This window comes from Mycolicibacterium grossiae (genome assembly GCF_008329645.1).
GTDB lineage: Bacteria > Actinomycetota > Actinomycetes > Mycobacteriales > Mycobacteriaceae > Mycobacterium > Mycobacterium grossiae.
In genome coordinates this window covers 5,200,373-5,217,264 of record NZ_CP043474.1, presented here as the reverse complement: position 1 = coordinate 5,217,264, position 16,892 = coordinate 5,200,373, and the positions used below count along the sequence as shown (strand labels likewise).

16 protein-coding genes are annotated in these 16,892 nt (G+C 71.5%); 12 read left to right on the top strand and 4 right to left on the bottom strand.

Features of this window, described 5'->3' with window-relative positions:
* Nucleotides 1-81: 81 nt before the first annotated feature.
* Nucleotides 82-798 (top strand): MspA family porin, encoded by a 717-nt coding sequence (locus FZ046_RS24960; protein ID WP_407664434.1) that lies wholly within the window; start codon nt 82-84, stop codon nt 796-798.
* 52 nt (nt 799-850) lie between these two features.
* A complete protein-coding gene (locus FZ046_RS24955; RefSeq protein WP_070351893.1) occupies nt 851-3,448 on the top strand; it encodes a helix-turn-helix transcriptional regulator in 2,598 nt (865 codons plus the stop codon).
* Between the two features lie 52 nt (nt 3,449-3,500).
* On the opposite strand, the gene FZ046_RS24950 is transcribed toward FZ046_RS24955, so the two are convergent.
* From FZ046_RS24950 to FZ046_RS24940, 3 genes are all read right to left on the bottom strand, one after another.
* Nucleotides 3,501-4,946: a neutral zinc metallopeptidase gene (locus tag FZ046_RS24950; RefSeq protein ID WP_099045833.1), complete on the bottom strand. Its 1,446-nt coding sequence runs from the start codon at nt 4,944-4,946 to the stop codon at nt 3,501-3,503.
* A gap of 115 nt (nt 4,947-5,061) precedes the next feature.
* Nucleotides 5,062-7,053, bottom strand: coding sequence for an ATP-dependent DNA helicase (locus tag FZ046_RS24945; protein WP_070351891.1), 1,992 nt, complete (start codon nt 7,051-7,053; stop codon nt 5,062-5,064).
* A gap of 4 nt (nt 7,054-7,057) precedes the next feature.
* Nucleotides 7,058-8,365: a nicotinate phosphoribosyltransferase gene (locus FZ046_RS24940; protein ID WP_070351890.1), complete on the bottom strand. Its 1,308-nt coding sequence runs from the start codon at nt 8,363-8,365 to the stop codon at nt 7,058-7,060.
* Between the two features lie 44 nt (nt 8,366-8,409).
* Between FZ046_RS24940 and clpS the strand changes: the two genes are divergently transcribed.
* The 7 genes from clpS to FZ046_RS24905 are packed head-to-tail and all read left to right on the top strand — an operon-like array spanning nt 8,410 to nt 12,851.
* Nucleotides 8,410-8,712, top strand: a complete 303-nt coding sequence (gene clpS, locus FZ046_RS24935; protein ID WP_070351889.1) for an ATP-dependent Clp protease adapter ClpS — start codon at nt 8,410-8,412, stop codon at nt 8,710-8,712.
* A gap of 18 nt (nt 8,713-8,730) precedes the next feature.
* On the top strand, nt 8,731-9,315 hold the full coding sequence (gene aosR, locus FZ046_RS24930) for an oxidative stress transcriptional regulator AosR (protein ID WP_149484338.1): 585 nt from the start codon (nt 8,731-8,733) through the stop codon (nt 9,313-9,315).
* 28 nt (nt 9,316-9,343) lie between these two features.
* A complete protein-coding gene (locus FZ046_RS24925; RefSeq protein WP_070351887.1) occupies nt 9,344-10,426 on the top strand; it encodes a P1 family peptidase in 1,083 nt (360 codons plus the stop codon).
* 29 nt (nt 10,427-10,455) lie between these two features.
* Entirely contained in the window at nt 10,456-10,872 is a 417-nt protein-coding gene (locus FZ046_RS24920) for a M67 family metallopeptidase (RefSeq protein ID WP_070351924.1), read from the top strand.
* 16 nt (nt 10,873-10,888) lie between these two features.
* Nucleotides 10,889-11,161: a MoaD/ThiS family protein gene (locus FZ046_RS24915; protein ID WP_070351886.1), complete on the top strand. Its 273-nt coding sequence runs from the start codon at nt 10,889-10,891 to the stop codon at nt 11,159-11,161.
* Between the two features lie 9 nt (nt 11,162-11,170).
* Entirely contained in the window at nt 11,171-12,154 is a 984-nt protein-coding gene (locus tag FZ046_RS24910; RefSeq protein WP_070351885.1) for a PLP-dependent cysteine synthase family protein, read from the top strand.
* A gap of 31 nt (nt 12,155-12,185) precedes the next feature.
* Nucleotides 12,186-12,851: a rhomboid family intramembrane serine protease gene (locus FZ046_RS24905; protein ID WP_070351884.1), complete on the top strand. Its 666-nt coding sequence runs from the start codon at nt 12,186-12,188 to the stop codon at nt 12,849-12,851.
* Nucleotides 12,852-13,160: 309 nt separating this feature from the next.
* Here the strand turns inward: FZ046_RS24905 and FZ046_RS24900 are convergent, their stop codons facing one another.
* Nucleotides 13,161-14,567 carry an IS1380 family transposase gene (locus FZ046_RS24900; protein WP_070356442.1) on the bottom strand — a complete coding sequence of 469 codons (1,407 nt, stop codon included), beginning with the start codon at nt 14,565-14,567 and terminating at the stop codon, nt 13,161-13,163.
* Between the two features lie 123 nt (nt 14,568-14,690).
* On the opposite strand from FZ046_RS24900, the gene FZ046_RS24895 reads away from it, so the two are divergent.
* From FZ046_RS24895 to rdgB, 3 genes are read left to right on the top strand one after another with little or no spacing between them, the layout of a single operon-like run.
* Nucleotides 14,691-15,464 (top strand): cyclic nucleotide-degrading phosphodiesterase, encoded by a 774-nt coding sequence (locus FZ046_RS24895; protein WP_070351883.1) that lies wholly within the window; start codon nt 14,691-14,693, stop codon nt 15,462-15,464.
* A 35-nt stretch (nt 15,465-15,499) separates the two neighbouring features.
* Nucleotides 15,500-16,282, top strand: coding sequence for a ribonuclease PH (gene rph, locus FZ046_RS24890; protein ID WP_070351882.1), 783 nt, complete (start codon nt 15,500-15,502; stop codon nt 16,280-16,282).
* Nucleotides 16,283-16,285: 3 nt separating this feature from the next.
* Nucleotides 16,286-16,885: an RdgB/HAM1 family non-canonical purine NTP pyrophosphatase gene (gene rdgB / locus FZ046_RS24885; RefSeq protein WP_070351881.1), complete on the top strand. Its 600-nt coding sequence runs from the start codon at nt 16,286-16,288 to the stop codon at nt 16,883-16,885.
* Nucleotides 16,886-16,892 lie beyond the last annotated feature (7 nt).

Genomic DNA, 16,892 nt, shown 5'->3' with positions numbered 1-16,892 from the left:
AGGCCTTTTCGCGCGGTATCTTCCCCGATGGACCGAGCCGCGACGTGCGGAGCGAACGAGACGGTCGTCGAGGAGCCCACCGTGATCATCGGTTTCGCCGGCCGCGTCGTCGTCCTGGCCACGTCGATCGCGTTCGTGACCGTGCCGACGGCCGTCGCCGAACCGGATCCCGCCGATCCGCCCACCGCGGGCGCGCCCGTCGAGCACGGCGTCGCCCGGGTGCCGTCACCCCCGCCGCAGACCACCGTCACCCCCGACGGTTGGACCCTGACACTCGGTGCGCGCGACGAGACGCAGATCGCGAATGCGCCGCTGACCACCGCCCTGTCATCGCGCGAGTACGTCGTCGGTGGGATCTTCGACGGGACGCTCGCCGGCCCACCGGACGTCGGCGAGATCCCCGCCGGGACCATCGAGGTGGGCTACCAGATCGGCTGTGGCATCGACATGAGCACGTCGAACGGCGTGACGCTGACCGGCACGGTCGGTGCGTCGCCGTCGGTCGGGCTCGCCGGCGTGGACCTGGCGTCGCCGGCGCTGGACGGCCTCGTGCCGGTGCTCACCACGCCGGTCACCGGCGGCGTCGCCGTGGGGTTGAAACCCGGCATCGTCAACATCGTCCCGGTGACCAAGAAGGAGTTCGAGGGCGCGACGCCGTGGGTGATGATCAGCAACTTCCACGTGAAGATCGACGGCTGCGTCGGCCAGTCCTTCATCCGGTCGTACGCGTTCCTCACCCGGTCGACCAAGATGTCGGACGCCATCCTGGCGTACTACGGCGAGACCAAGATGGTGTGACCGCACGTCGTTCGGGCTGCTGACCGCGCCGCGTCGGCCCTATCCTTCGGCTATGCCGCAGCACTGGCCGATGATCGGGCGCGACGAGGACATGGCCGAGGTCATGGCGCTGCTCGACGACCGGGACGCACACGGCGTCGCGCTGGCAGGAAAGGCCGGCGTCGGCAAGTCCCGGATCGCCCGCGAGGCGGCCGAGCGTGCCGCTGCCGCCGGGTGGAGCGTCCGGACCATCGCCGCGACCGCGACCGGTAGAACCGTGCCACTGGGTGCGTGTGCGCAGTGGATCGACGACGCAGGCGGTACCCCCGCCGCCCTGGTGCGGCACGTGGGCGAGGCGGTCATCGCCGGCGCGGCACCGGGCCGCGTGCTGGTGGTCGTCGACGACGCCCACCTGCTCGACGATCTCTCGGCGCTCGTCGTGCACCACCTGGTCGACGCCCGAGCCGCGAAGGTCGTGCTGACCGTCCGGACCGGAGAACCGGTGCCCGACGCGGTGAGCACGTTGTGGAAGGACCGCGGAGTCGCGTGGCGCGACGTCGAGGTGATGGCGCCCCGGCAGGTCGCCGCGGTGCTCGCGGCGGCCTTCGAATCGCCACCCGATGACCGCTGCAGTCGGCGGTTCTGGGACCTGACGCAGGGCAACATGCTGTTCGTCCGTCGCCTGGCCGAACAGGAGGCCGCTGCCGGACGCCTGGTCGACACCGACGGTGCGCTGCGGTGGCACGGCGACGTCGCCGTCTCCGGGTCCCTGGCCGAACTCGTCGAGACGCAGGTCGGCGCGCTGCGGGACGCGGTGCGCGACGTCATCGACGTCATCGCCGTCGCCGAACCGGTCGACTGGCGCTGCCTCGTGCAGCTCGTCGAGCAGGACGCCATGGAGGAGGCCGAGCAGCGTGGCCTGATTCGCGTGTCCGGCGACGACGTGTTCGTGGGGCATCCGCTGTTCGCCGAGATACGAAGGGCGCGTTGCGGATCGACTCGACTGCGACGGTTGCGAGGCCGTGTTGCCATGGCGATGGCCGACGGTGGCAGCGCCGCGAGACTCGTCGAACGCGCACTGCTGTGGCTTGATTCCGACCTCGCTCCCGAGCCCGAGCTGATGCTCTCGGCGGCGAGGGCGGCCAACGCGCTGCTCGACTTCGACGTCGCCGAGCGGCTGTTCGCCGCCGCCGCGGACGCCGGGATGGGAGCCCAGGCGCAGGTGTCGCGCGCGCTGTCGCTGTTCATGATGAGCGAGGGAGACTCCGTCGACGCGGCGCTCGCGAAGGCGCCGCTGGTGGGCGACGCCGGGTCCGGCTACGTCAACGACGTGGTCATGCGCGCCATGAACGCGCTGTGGACGATGCGCGCCCCCGACGAGGCGACACGCATCGTCGACGAGGCGCTGCTGACCGAGCGCGGCGAGCGACGCCACCAGCTGCTGGTGTTCCGGTCGATCCAGCTCGCCCTGGCGGGGCGCACCGTCGCGGTGCTCGACACGCTCGCCGACGTCGACGACCGCGTCCTCGGTTCGCAGGGGACCACCATGGCGTGCCTCGCCCGCTGCATGGCCTATGGCGAACTCGGACAACCGGATCGGGTGGTCGCCGCCGCCACGCGGTCGTTGGCGGTGCTGAATTCCCACGAGGACGGGGCGCACCTGCGCGGCCCCGTCACCGAGGTGCTCGCGAGCGGTCTGGCGGCCTCGGGACGCGTCGCCGAAGCCCTCGACGTGGCCGAGAGCTTCCACCGCAGCCGGCTCGGCCGGCTGCCGGCGATGCGAGACGTCGCCGCGCAGATCCTCGGGGCGGCCCACCTCGCCGGCGGCGATCTCCGTGCGGCCCTGCACCACCTCCCCGACCACTTCGATCCCCAGGACTGGATCGGTCGGGGATTCCTGAGCGTCAACAGCTTTTCCCGCTTCCACTACCTCCGGGCACAGGCACTGGCCCGGGTCGGCGATCTCGACGCCGCGGCGCGCGCCGTCGAGGCGGCCCGCGCGCTGCACCACCCGGCGTACGACTACTACGGCTCGTCGGAATTGCTGGCCGAGGCCTGGATCGCCGCCGCCGGGGCGCGCTTCGGCGACGCGCGCACCCTGACACTCGCGGCCGCCGACTGCGCCCGCGATCATCAGCAGTGGGCGCGTGAGGTGTGGTGCCTGCAGACTGCGGTGCAGTTCGACCACGCCGGTGCCCTCGAGCGGCTGACCGAACTCGCGGCGCAACTGGGCACGGCGCGCGCCACCGCCGCCGCGCGGTACGCCGCCGCGCTGGGCGCCGATGACGCGCATGGCCTCGACACCGCCTCGAAGCACTGGGAGGCGATGGGCGACCGCCTGGCCGCCGCCGACGCGGCCGCCCAGTCCGCGACGTCGCACCGCCGAGCCGGCCGGGCGGGCAGCGCCATCACGGCCGCGGCCCGCGCGCGGCGCCTGGCCTCGGACTGTGGCGGTGCGACCAGTCCCGCGCTCGTCAGCGCCGACTTCGCCGCACCGTTCACGAACCGGGAGCGCGAGATCGTGGTCCTGGTCGCCCGCGGTATGTCGAACCGTGAGATCGCGGACACCATGTGCCTGTCGGTGCGGACGGTCGAGAGCCACGTCTACCGCGCGAGCGCCAAGGCCGGGGTGGCGGGCCGGGCCGGGCTGCGGGACCTCGCCCTGCACTGAGACCTCGCCTTGCACTGAGACTTGTCCTGCACTGAGACGGCGCGCTGCGTCGCTAGTCGAAGCGCGCGAAGCAGCGGTCCGCGTCACCGAGGACGCCGACCCGGAACGCGTCGATGCGGGAGAAGCCCGACGGCACCGAGTCACCATTGACGTCGCTGGCCACCAGTCCGTTGACGAGGATGCCCGACACCGCCTCGTCGACGTCGCCGGCGGTCAGGGCGATGGTGTCCCCGTTGGTCGTGGTGATGGCCTCGGTCATCTCGACCGTCGCCACCCCGGTCAGGCACGCGGTGCGCAACGCCGCCTCGGCGGTGTCGAGGGCGACGGGATGTCCGGTGCCGCCGCGCTCGTGCTGGATCGCCTGCATGTAGCGCGACACCAGGATCGAGTAGGCGGTGTTGTCACCGCTGGCGAGACCACCGCCGTCGTCGGCGTCCGACGGCGTGCCGACCGCCTCGAGTTCGGGGAGGTCGACGACGATCGTGTTGTCGGCCGGGCAGTAGGAGGCCGGCGGGTGCATGCGGGCGTCGGCACAGTCGTGCGCCGCGAAGGTCAGTGCCGGTGGGCGTGCCGGGTGGAAGAGGATGCCCATGGCGTCGACCACCGACCGCACCGAGTCCTCGGTCACGGGGAGTTCGCCGGTCTCGTCGGCGGGCAGCAGCACCGGAAGGTCACCGCGGCGCTGGTCGATCTCGCGCTCGTCGATCGCCGCGCACGACGACGGTCCGTCGCTGAAGCCGAACTGGAACGCCGACACCCGTTCGAATGCCGAGCCGTGCTCGTCGGAGCCCGCCTCGGGGTCGCTCTCGTCCAGGAGCGGGTCGCGGAAGGCGATCATGGCGGCCAGCAGGTTGTTCAACCCGTCGGCGGTGCTCACCGTGAACCGCGAGGAGTTGCCCTCGGCGACCCACCGGACGTAGGCGCCGGCCAGGCAGTCGGCCTGCTGCTCGCCGACGAGAGTGGGGGTGTCCGGGGTGACCAGCTCGGCCTGGTGCTGCACGGCGTGGCCGTACTCGTGGGCCAGCACCATGGAGACCGCCATGTCGCCGTTGGCGCGCTGCAGGGCGGGCAGCAATTCGCCGCGGTCCCAGCCGATCTGGTGGTCGTCGAAGCAGTAGCCGGCGTTGACCAGGCCGTAGGTGTTCGAGCCGCAGAACACGCCGTCGATGCCGGCGCTGTCCCAGGAGTGCACCTCCTCGACCGGGGTGAACGTGCCACCGAAGGCATCGGGGTAGGCGTCCGACCAGAACCGTTCGATGTCGCTGATCGCCTGGGCGCCGAGGTCGTCGATCGCGCTGCCGTCGGTGCCGAGCACCTCGCGGTCCGGAGGTGGCGCGTCGTCGCGCAGGCCGGTGGGTCCGTCGGTGGCGGGCAGGCCGGCGACGCGGAAGGGATCGTTGAACACCGAGACGGCGTGACCGGTCACGGTGGTGGTCGCACACCCGGCGAGCAGAGTAGCCGCGGCGATCACGAGACACGACAGGTGCCGTCGAGCCACGAGCGCCGCCTTCCGCACCGTCACGCGCCTCCCGGGGCACGTGTCTGGCGCACAGGATAGAGAACCCGACGCGGCCCGGCGAGCGATCCGCGGGAGCGGGGCCGACCGGCGCTCGTCAGCCCTTCCGCAAGCGTTCCAGTGCGGCGCGCACCCGGGCGCCGTCCGTGGTGGCCCAGTACGGCGGCAGGGACGCCCGCAGGAAGCCGGCGTAGCGCGCGGTGGCCATGCGCGAGTCGAGCACCGCGATCACGCCGCGGTCGTCGACGTCGCGCAACAGCCGGCCGGCGCCCTGGGCGAGCAGCAGGGCGGCATGGCTCGCGGCCACCGCCATGAAGCCGTTGCCGCCGCGAGCGGCGATCGCCCGCTGCCGCGCGGTGAGCAGGGGATCGTCGGGCCGCGGGAACGGGATGCGGTCGATGAGGACCAGCGACAGCGACGGACCGGGCACGTCCACGCCTTGCCACAGCGACAGCGTGCCGAACAGGGAGGTCTCCTCGTCGGCGGCGAACCGCCGCACCAGCGCCGCGGTGGTGTCCTCGCCCTGGCACAGCACCGGCGTCTCGAGCCGGTCGCGCATGACCTCGGCCGTCGCCCGGGCAGCCCGCATCGACGAGAACAGACCCAGCGTGCGGCCACCCGCGGCGCCGATCAGCCCGGCGATCTCGTCGAGCTGCTCGGCCGACCCGGCGCCGTCGCGGCCCGGCGGCGGCAGGTGGGCGGCCACGTACAGGATCCCCGAAGTGGCATGCGAGAACGGCGATCCCACGTCGAGGCCGCGCCACGGGGAGCCCGGGTCGTCCTCGCCGAACTTCAGTCCCCAGGACCGCGCCATCGCGTCGAACGTGCCACCGACCGTCAGCGTCGCGGAGGTGAGGATCACCGTCGACTGGTCGAAGACGCGGCCGCGCAACAGGCCGGCCACCGAGAGCGGTGCCACGCGCAGGACGGCGCGGGCGCCGGTGGTTCCCCGGGCTTCTTCGTGGTCGAGCCACACCACCTCGGTGCGGTCGGGAATGGCGGGGCCGAACGAGTCGAGGACCCGATTGGCGGTGTCGCTGACCTCGACGAGTGCGGTGACCGCCTCGTTGCGGGCCGCGGCGGCCTTGGGGTCGGCCGGGGAGGTGTCGATGGCGACGCGCACCTTGTCGGCCGCGTCGCGCAGCACGGTCAGGTCGGTCGCCAACTCCTCGCCGAGGACGTCCATCCGCCCCGGCGTGGCCTCGTGCAGCGCGGAGGAGAACGTGGCGATGGCGGCCTCCAGCCGTTGCGCCAGCTCGGGATCGACCAGCCGTGCCGAACGGCGATGTGCCACACCGAGTCCCGTGGCCGACAGCTCCGCGGTGGCGACGCTGGTCACGCGGTCCACCAGGTCGTGGGCCTCGTCGACGACCAGCATGTCGTGCTCGGGCAGCACGTTGACGTCGGAGATCGCGTCGATGGCCAGCAGCGCGTGGTTGGTGACCACGACGTCGGCGCGGCCTGCGGTGGCGCGCGCCTTCTCGGCGAAGCAGTCCTGGCCGTAGGTGCAGCGCGTCGCGCCGACGCACTCGCGTGCGGACACGCTGACCTGTCGCCAGGACCGGTCGGCGACTCCGGGGACCAGCTCGTCGCGGTCACCGGTCTCGGTGTCCGACGCCCAGTCGGTGAGACGCTTGACGTCGCGCCCCAACGTGGTCGACGCGACGGCGTCGAACAGTTCCTCCTGCGGCCGGTCGTCGGGTTCGTCGGCGCCGCCACCGTGAACCTTGTTCAGGCACAAATAGTTTCCGCGCCCCTTGAGCAGGGCGAAGTCGGGCCGGCGGGGTAGGGCGGGGGCCAGCGCGTCGACGAGCCGCGGCAGGTCGCGGTCGACGAGCTGGCGCTGCAGCGCGATGGTGGCGGTCGACACCACGACCGGGTGATTCGCCTCGACGGCGTGCGCGATGGCGGGCACCAGGTAGGCCAGCGACTTGCCGGTACCGGTGCCGGCCTGCACGGCGAGGTGCTCGCCGCTGGCCAAGGCGTGCTCGACGGCTTCGGCCATCTGCACCTGACCGCTGCGTTCCGCGCCGCCGAGTGCGGCGACGGCGGTGTCCAGCAGCTGGCGGACGCGGGGACCCTCCGGCACGGCGTCAGCGGCGTCCGGCGGTGGGCGCCACCATGCGCGTCGGGACGGCGGCCTCGCCGCGGGACAGCTTGAGCCCGTCCCACGGCAGGCTGCCCAGCCCTGCCGCGACCCGCGACCTGACCGAGGCCAGATCGGGGTCGGCGACGGGTCGGCCGCCGCGGACCAGCGGGACGGTCAGGGTGCGCGCGACCAGGCCCGGCGGCGTCTCGGGCTCGACGTCGGCGGGGTGCACGATCTCCTCGACGATGGTGCCGGACTCCTTGGCCAGGCGGGTGGCGCGCTTGCGCCCGCCGTGCGACTCCTTGTGGCTGCTGCGCTTGGCGACGCCGATGCCGTCGACCTCGACCAGCTTGTAGACCATGCCGGCGGTCGGCGCGCCGGAGCCGGTCACCACCGACGTGCCGACGCCGTAGCTGTCCACGGGTTCGGCGCGCAGCGCGGCGATGGCGAATTCGTCGAGGTCGCTGGAGACGACGATCTTCGTGCCGGTGGCGCCCAGCCCGTCGAGTTGGTCGCGGACCTGGCGCACCAGCACGCCCAGCTCGCCGGAGTCGATGCGGACCGCGCCGAGGCCGGTGCCGGCGACCGCGATGGCGTTGGCCACGCCGGTCGTGATGTCGTAGGTGTCCACCAGCAGGGTGGTGCCCACGCCCAGCGCCTCGACCTGAGCGGCGAAGGCGGCCTTCTCGTCCGGTCCGTCGGCGGAGGCGTGCAGCAGCGTGAAGGCGTGCGCGCTGGTGCCGAGGGTCGGCACGCCGTAGCGCTGTTCGGCCGCGAGGTTCGACGACCCCGCGAAGCCCGCGAGATAGGCGGCGCGGGCGGCGGCCACCGCCGCCTGCTCGTGGGTGCGCCGCGAGCCCATCTCGATGAGCGGCCTGCCCTCGGCGGCGCTGACCATGCGCGCCGCGGCCGACGCGATCGCCGAGTCGTGGTTGAAGATCGACAGGGCGAGCGTCTCGAGGATCACGCATTCGGCGAAGGTGCCGTGCACCGAGAGCACCGGAGAGCCGGGGAAGTACAGCTCGCCCTCGGGGTAGCCGTCCACGTCGCCGGAGAAGCGGTAGTCGGCGAGGTAGGCCAGCGTGTCGGCGTCGAGGAATCCTCCGACCAGGTCCAGGGCCGCCGCGTCGAAGGTGAAGTCGGCGAGCGTCTCGACGAGCCGGCCGGTGCCGGCCACCACGCCGTAGCGGCGTCCGTCGGGCAGCCGCCGGGCGAACAACTCGAACGTCGTCCGCCGGTGCGCCGTGCCGTTGCGCAGGGCCGCAGCCAGCATGGTCAACTCGTACTTGTCGGTCAGCAGCGCCGCGCTCACACGCCCAACCGTAGCGGCTGTGACGACTCGCTAAGCTTGGCGACATGGTCACCCCAGCGCGGACCCGTCCGGGTACCAGCGAGGAGCGTGCCGTCGAGACGGTGGAGGGCACCGACAAGCCCTGGGTGACCATCGTCTGGGACGATCCGGTGAACCTGATGTCGTACGTGACCTACGTCTTCCAGAAGCTGTTCGGCTACAGCGAGCCGCACGCCACCAAGCTGATGTTGCAGGTGCACGAGGAGGGGAAGGCCGTGGTCTCGTCCGGCACGCGCGAGTCGATGGAGGTCGACGTGTCCAAGCTCCACGCGGCCGGCCTGTGGGCGTCGATGCAGCAGGATCGCTGAGGCTCGGGGACTCACGGGGTGCGCAAGTGGAAGCGGGTCGAGACGGCTGACGGTGCCCGCTACCGGTCGGCGCTGGCGGCGCACGAGGCCGCGCTGCTGCGCAACCTCGTCACTTCGCTGCTCGACATGCTCGCCGATCGCGAATCCGATTCGCCGCGAGACGAATTGGAGGAGCTGACCGGCATGCGGACGGGCAATTCGACACCGCCCGAGGACGATACGATGCGGCGGTTGCTGCCGGACTTCTACCGGCCCGCGCGCGAGCATCCCGCGGGTTCGGGGACCGCGGAGAGTTTGAACGCGGCGCTGCGCAGCCTGCACGAGCCGGAGATCATCGACGCGAAGAGGCAAGCGGCGCAACGTCTCCTGGACACGCTGCCGGCGTCCGGCGGGAAGTTCGACCTGAGCGAGGACGACGCGCACTGCTGGGCGGCCGCGGTCAACGACGTGCGGCTGGCGCTGGGGACCATGCTCGAGATCGGTCCCGACGGTCCGGACCGGTTGCCGCCGGAGCACCCCATGGCGGGCCACCTCGACGTGTACCAGTGGCTGACGGTGCTGCAGGAGTATCTGGTGCTGGGGCTCATGAATTCGCACCGATGAGCGCTTGCGCGAAGAGCCGAGAGCACCGATGAGCGGCGGCTCGATCACCGACGTGGCAGGCATCCTCGTCGGTCAGCACCACCGCCTGGACCCGGACGCGACGCTCGGGACGGGGTGGGCGAGCGGCACCACGGTGGTGCTCACCCCGCCCGGCACGGTCGGCGCGGTGGACGTGCGCGGTGGCGCGCCCGGGACCCGCGAGACCGACCTGCTCGATCCGTCCAACAGCGTGCGCTACGTCGACGCGGTGGTGCTGACCGGCGGCAGCGCGTACGGCCTGGCCGCCGCCGACGGCGTCATGCAGTGGCTGGAGGCGCGGCAGCGCGGCGTCGCGATGGACGGGGGAGTGGTGCCCATCGTGCCGGCGGCGGTGATCTTCGATCTCCCGGTGGGCGGTTGGCAGTGCCGTCCGGACGCCGAGTTCGGGCGCCTGGCGGCCGAGTCCGCCGGCACCGAGGTCGCGGTCGGCACCGTCGGCGCCGGGGTCGGTGCGCGCGCCGGAGTGCTCAAGGGCGGCGTCGGAACGGCGTCGACGTTCCTGCCCGAGATCGGGGTGACCGTCGGCGCACTGGTGGTGGTGAACGCCGCCGGCAACGCGTTCGACCCGCGGACCGGCCTGCCGTGGATGGCCGAGTACGCCGCAGAGTTCGGGCTCGTCCCACCCCCCGCCGAGGAGGTCGAGGCCTTCGCGGCGCGCGACGCCGAGCTGTCGCCGCTCAACACCACCATCGCCGTCGTCGCGACCGATGCGTTGCTGAGCCCGGCGGCCACCCGGCGGGTCGCGGTGGCGGCGCAGGACGGGTTGGCGCGGACCATCCGCCCGGTGCACACCCCGCTCGACGGCGACTCGGTGTTCGCCCTGGCGACCGGAGCCATCGAGGTCGAGCCCGCCACCTTCGCCGCGGACACCCCCGCCGCCATGTCCCCCGAGACCACGCTGACCGCGGTGATCGGCGCCGCCGCGGCCGACTGCCTGGCCCGTGCGGTCGTGGTGGGCGTGCTCACCGCCACGACGGTCGCCGGAATACCCACCTATCGTGGCATGTTGCCCGGAGCGTTCCGGGTCGGCGGTGCAGGCGTGAACGGTGCAGGCGTCGACGGTGCAGGTTAGGTGCAGGCTAAATGCAGGAAGGTAGGACGGTGCTGAGGATCCGTCGTGATCTCGTCGATGCCATGGTGGCGCACGCTCGCGCCGATCACCCCGACGAGGCGTGCGGTCTCATCGCCGGCCCCGAGGGCACCGACCGTCCCGAGCGGTTCGTTCAGATGCTCAACGCCGAGCGGTCGCCGACCTTCTACCAGTTCGACTCCATGGAGCAGTTGCGGGTGTACCGGGAGATGGAGGCGGCCGACGAGGTGCCGGTCGTCGTCTATCACTCCCACACCGCCACCGAGGCGTACCCGAGCCGCACCGACGTCTCGATCGCCGCCGAACCCGATGCTCACTACGTCCTGATCTCGACCCGCGATCCCGAGGACCACGAGCTGCGCAGCTACCGCATCGTGGACGGGATCGTCACCGAGGAACCCGTCGAGATCGTCGAGCAGTACCCGTGAAGAAAGGCCCCCTCGTATGTCCGTGACCGTGTCGATCCCGACCATCCTGCGCAACCACACCGGCGGACAGAAGCGCGTCAGCGCCTCCGGTGACACGCTCAAGGCCGTCATCGACGACCTCGAAGCCAACTACTCCGGCATCACCGAGCGCATCGTCGACGGCGAGAAACTGCACCGCTTCGTGAACGTCTACGTCAACGACGAGGACGTGCGCTTCTCCGGCGGGCTGGACACCGCGGTCTCCGACGGCGACTCGGTGACCATCCTGCCGGCCGTCGCGGGCGGGTAGTCCTCCCGCATGGCCCGCTACGACTCGCTGCTGCACGCCCTCGGTGACACCCCGCTCGTCGGGTTGCAACGCCTGTCGCCGCGCTGGGAGGACACCGACCCGGCCGACGGCGGCGGCCCCCACGTCCGGCTGTGGGCCAAGCTCGAGGACCGCAACCCCACCGGGTCCATCAAGGACCGTCCCGCGCTGCGGATGATCGAGCAGGCCGAGCGCGACGGGCGGATCGCCCCCGGCGCGACGCTGCTGGAACCGACGAGTGGCAACACCGGTATCTCGCTGGCGATGGCTGCCCTGTTGAAGGGCTACCGCCTGATCTGCGTGATGCCGGAGAACACGTCGATCGAGCGGCGTCAGCTGCTCGAGCTGTACGGCGCGAAGATCATCTACTCGCCCGCCGAGGGCGGGTCGAACACCGCCGTGGCGACGGCCAAGCAGCTCGCCGAGGAGCATCCCGACTGGGTGATGCTCTACCAGTACGGCAACCCGGCGAACGCCGCTGCGCACTACGAGACCACCGGGCCGGAGATCGTGGCCGACCTGCCGGAGATCACGCACTTCGTCGCGGGCCTCGGCACCACGGGAACGCTCATGGGGACCGGCCGCTACCTGCGCGAGCACGTGCCGGGCGTCGCGATCGTCGCGGCGGAGCCCCGCTACGGCGAGGGTGTCTACGCGCTGCGCAACCTCGACGAGGGTTTCGTCCCCGAGCTGTACGACCCGGAGGTGCTGACGACGCGCTACTCGGTGGGGTCGTTCGACGCGATCCGGCGGACCCGCGAGATCGTCGAGGTCGAGGGCATCTTCGCGGGCATCTCGACCGGCGCGATCCTGCACGCGGCGCTCGGGATGGCCGCCAAGGCGATGAAGGCCGGCGAGCGCGCCGACATCGTGTTCACGGTGTGCGACGCCGGGTGGAAGTACCTGTCGACCGGCGCCTACGCCGGTAGCCTGGACGACGCCGAGGACGCGTTGGAGGGACAGCTGTGGGCATGACGGACCGACGCCGCGCCGTGGCGGCCCGGCGATGACGACGCCGGGGCAGCCGACCACCTCGGGCCCCCGCCGGCGGCCCGCGTGGATGGTCGGCGGCGTCACGATCGTCAGCTTCGTCGCGCTGCTCTACGTCATCGAGGTGTGGGACGGCCTGACCGGACACCGATTGGACGACAACGGCATTCGCCCTCTCGAGTCCGACGGCCTGTGGGGGATCCTGTTCTCCCCGCTGCTGCACTCCAACTGGCAGCACCTGATGGCCAACACCGGGCCCGCACTCGTCCTCGGCTTCCTGATGACCCTGGCGGGCATGGCCCGGTTCATCGTCGCGACCGCCGTCATCTGGATCGTCGGCGGGTTCGGCACCTGGCTCATCGGCAACGCCGGGGCGCCGCCCGGGGTGGAGACCAACCACATCGGGGCGTCCGGGCTGATCTTCGGCTGGCTGACGTTCCTCATCGTGTTCGGCTTCTTCACCCGCAAGGTGTGGGAGATCGTCGTCGGCGTCATCGTGCTCGTCGTGTACGGCAGCGTGCTGCTCGGCGTGCTGCCCGGCACCTTCGGCGTGTCCTGGCAGGGGCACCTGTGCGGTGCGGTCGCCGGTGTGCTCGCCGCCTACCTGCTGAGCGGGCCGGAACGGCGCGCGCGAGAGCGCCGCACCGCGGTCGCGGCGCCGCGGCCCGATTTGCTGACGTGAGGCGCGGGCCACACGTGACCGCCTCGTCGGCCGGCCTCGCGCGCCGCGTCGCGGCAGGTGAACCGTCACACGCACGCCGGGCGATGAAACTCGTCGCCCAAAGACGTGATGTTTTCGTCGCGGCACCTCGGGGCATGGCAAGCTAGCCTCGATTTTGCATCGAATTGATGCCGGGCCGTTCTGCCGCTGAATTGTGTTGCTGGATGGGGCTTTCTGCGTAGCGATGTGGAGGGGTATCCCGTGTCGCCGGGTGGGACGGGCTTTCCTGGGGCCTGGTCTTTCTGATTGGTGGGTCGGGTGGGCCTGGTGCTATCCGAAGGCGGTGCGGATGGCCTGCCAGGCGGTCGCGATCTGGGCGGCCCACCGCCAGGTGGCGTCGATGCGCAGCCGTTGTTGGCGGGCGCCGCGGGTGATGCGGGCCGCGACGTGCAGGACTCGGTAGCGGAAGGTGGTGATCTCGGCGCGGGCCAGCGGGGGTTGGTCACCGAAACCGATGAGGCGGGTCCAGGTGACCAGGTCGGCGGCGGCGAGCACGATTTCCAGCCATGCGGCGTTGGCCCAGAAGCTGTGGCATGGCAGGTTGCGTAGGCCGGTGGCTTTGAGTTCACGGATGCGGTCCTCGACGCGGGCGTGCTGGCGGTGGCGCAGTTCCAGACCGGCGACTTGGCCGGGTATGACACCGGGTGGTGTGTCGGTGATGAACGCGGTGACCCGCATGCCGTCGGCGTCGGTGAACCGCAGCTGCGCGCCGGGATGCGGTCTCTCTTTGCGCAGGATCAGCCGGGTGCCGGGCGGCCATGTCGAGAGGTTGACCAGGTCGGTGGCTTCGGCGACCCAGGCGCCGTCGCGGATGCCGCCGTCGGTGTCGATCGCCGGATACCAGCACTGGCCGATGTTGAGGGTGTCCACGGCGTCCTGCACCCGGGCATCGACGGGGTAGCCGAAGGAGAACCCCACCCCCTGCTCGCGGCAGGCATCGGCGAACCGGTGGGTGGCCCCGGCGGTGTCGCAGCGCACCAACACCTGTGGTCGGTCTGGATCATCGCCACGAGTGGGGTCGGGCCGCCACCGGGCGGGCAGGGATGCCAGTGCCTGCTCCAAGACGATGACGTGGTCACTGGCGGTGTTGGAGCCGGCGTTGCCGGTGCGCAGCATCCCGGCCAGGGCTTCCCCGCCGGCGATCTCCGGTCGGTCCAGGAACGCCAGCAGCGGATGGTGCCCGAACGTTTTCTTCCAGGTCGGTGTGGCGCCGGTCTTGTTGTCGGAGTGGTCGATCACCAGGGTGGCATCGATGTCGATATGCAGCCATCGTCTGACCGCGGGGGCAGCGCCTGCAGCCCACGCCGCCGTTCTGGCATGGGCGCGAGCCGCCCGCACCGCGGGTAGGTGCGCGGCGTCGATCCGCTCATCGATCAACCGCCACATCGTGGTCGTCGAGGCTTTCGCGCCGAACACGTGCTCACGGTCGCCGCACAACTGCCCGACACCGTCGATGCAATCGGCGCCGTCAGCAATCGCGGCCGCCAGATCAGCGAAAACCTCCCCGGGCGCGTACACCCACGGGCCGCGGTAGGTGTCGGCCAACGCGGCGGTGACCTGCGCCGATAACCCGGTCAGATCGGCAAGTTCACGTAGCAAGCCCATCCCGGCATGCGACACGACACCACGGCCGTCAGCCGACACTTTCACCCGCGATGCGGCCGCGATATTCTTCACCTGCGAAGTGCCTTCCCGTAGGAATACTTGAACCTTAGAGAAGTCCAATTATCCCTTGCAGGACAGGCACTTTCGCTTATCTACACACCACCACAAGCGAGAATCCGCGAAAAATCTGGGCTAGTGGGCGTGCGAATCACCGTGCTGGGGTGCTCCGGCAGTGTCACCGGGCCTGATTCGCCTGCCTCCGGTTATCTGCTGACCGCACCGGACACCCCACCGCTCGTCATCGACTTCGGCGGCGGCGTCCTCGGGGCGCTGCAGCGGCACGCCGACCCCGGGACCGTGAGCGTCCTGTTGTCGCACCTGCACGCCGATCACTGCCTCGACCTTCCCGGCCTGTTCGTGTGGCGGCGGTACCACCCGTCCCCGCCGAAGGGCCGCGCGTTGATGTACGGCCCCGAAGCCACCTGGGCGCGGCTCGGTGCGGCGTCCTCGCCCGAGGGACGCGAGATCGACGACTTCACCGACATCTTCGACGTGCACCAGTGGGTGGACGGCGAGTCGGTGCGCATCGGTGCCCTCGACGTGCTGCCTCGGCTGGTGTGCCACCCGACCGAGTCGTACGGCATGCGCTTCACCGATCCGTCCGGCGCGACGTTCGTCTACAGCGGCGACACCGGCTACTGCGACGCGCTCGTCGAACTGGCGCGCGGCGCCGACGTGTTCCTGTGCGAGGCGTCCTGGACCGACAGCCCGGACCGGCCCCCGAAGCTGCACCTGTCCGGTGCCGAGGCCGGCCGCGCCGCCGCGGCGGCCGGCGTGCGGGAGCTGCTGCTGACCCACATTCCGCCGTGGACGTCGCGCGAGGACGTCATCGGCGAGGCCAAGGCGGAGTTCGACGGTCCCGTGCACGCCGTGGTGTGCGACGAGTCCTTCGACGTCACGCATCCCTGAGGTTCGCCGTCGGATCCGACCGCTAGGGTTGGCGCGTGTCCAGACGAGAAGACGGCCGCCTCGACCACGAGCTGCGCCCGGTGACCATCACCCGGGGCTTCACCACGCATCCGGCGGGGTCGGTGCTGGTCGAGTTCGGCCAGACCCGGGTCATGTGCACCGCCAGCGTCACCGAGGGCGTGCCGCGCTGGCGCAAGGGTTCCGGCAAGGGCTGGCTGACCGCCGAGTACGCGATGCTGCCGGCCGCGACGCACGACCGCTCGGACCGCGAGTCGGTGAAGGGTCGCGTGGGCGGCCGCACGCAGGAGATCAGCCGGCTCATCGGCCGTTCGCTGCGCGCGTGCATCGACCTGGGGGCGCTCGGGGAGAACACCGTGGCCTTGGACTGTGACGTGCTGCAGGCCGACGGCGGGACGCGGACGGCGGCGATCACCGGGGCCTACGTCGCGCTGTCCGATGCCGTCACCTACCTGTCGGCCGCCAACAAGCTCTCCGATCCGCGGCCGCTGTCGTGCGCGATCGCCGCGGTGTCGGTCGGCGTCGTCGACGGCCGGGTGCGCGTCGACCTCCCGTACTCGGAGGACTCCCGCGCCGAGGTCGACATGAACGTCGTGGCCACCGACACCGGCACGCTCGTCGAGATCCAGGGCACCGGCGAGGGCGCCACCTTCCCGCGTACGACGCTGGACAAGATGCTCGACGCCGCGATGGCGGCGTGCGAGGAGTTGTTCACCATCCAGAACACCGCGCTCGCACTGCCGTACCCCGGCGTGCTGCCCGAGCCGATGGGCCCGCAGAAGAAGTCGTTCGGCAGCTGAGCCATGACCGACGTCCTGGTCGCGTCGCGCAACGCGAAGAAGCTCGCCGAACTGCACCGCGTGCTCCGCGCCGCGGGCGTCGACGGTCTGCGTCTGTTGTCCCTCGACGACGTACCGGCGTTCGACGAGGCCCCCGAGACCGGCGCGACGTTCGAGGAAAACGCACTCGCCAAGGCGCGCGACGCCTTCGCCGCGACGGGCCTCGCCTCGGTCGCCGACGATTCGGGGGTGGCGGTCGACGCGCTCAACGGGATGCCGGGCGTGCTGTCGGCCCGGTGGTCGGGCAGACACGGCGACGATGCCGCCAACACCGCACTGCTGCTCGGACAGTTGCGCGACGTGCCCGCCGAGCGTCGGGGCGCGGCGTTCGTCTCGGCGTGCGCGCTGGTGCACGCCGGTGGCGAGACGGTGGTGCGCGGCGAGTGGCGGGGGACGATCGCCGACGCCCCGCGCGGGGCGGGCGGCTTCGGCTACGACCCGGTGTTCGTGCCGGAGGGCTCGGACCGGTCCGCGGCCGAGCTGAGCCCGGAGGAGAAGGACGCGGCGTCGCACCGCGGTCGAGCCCTGACGCTGCTGGTCCCGGCGCTGCGCGCGCTGCTCTGACCGGCCG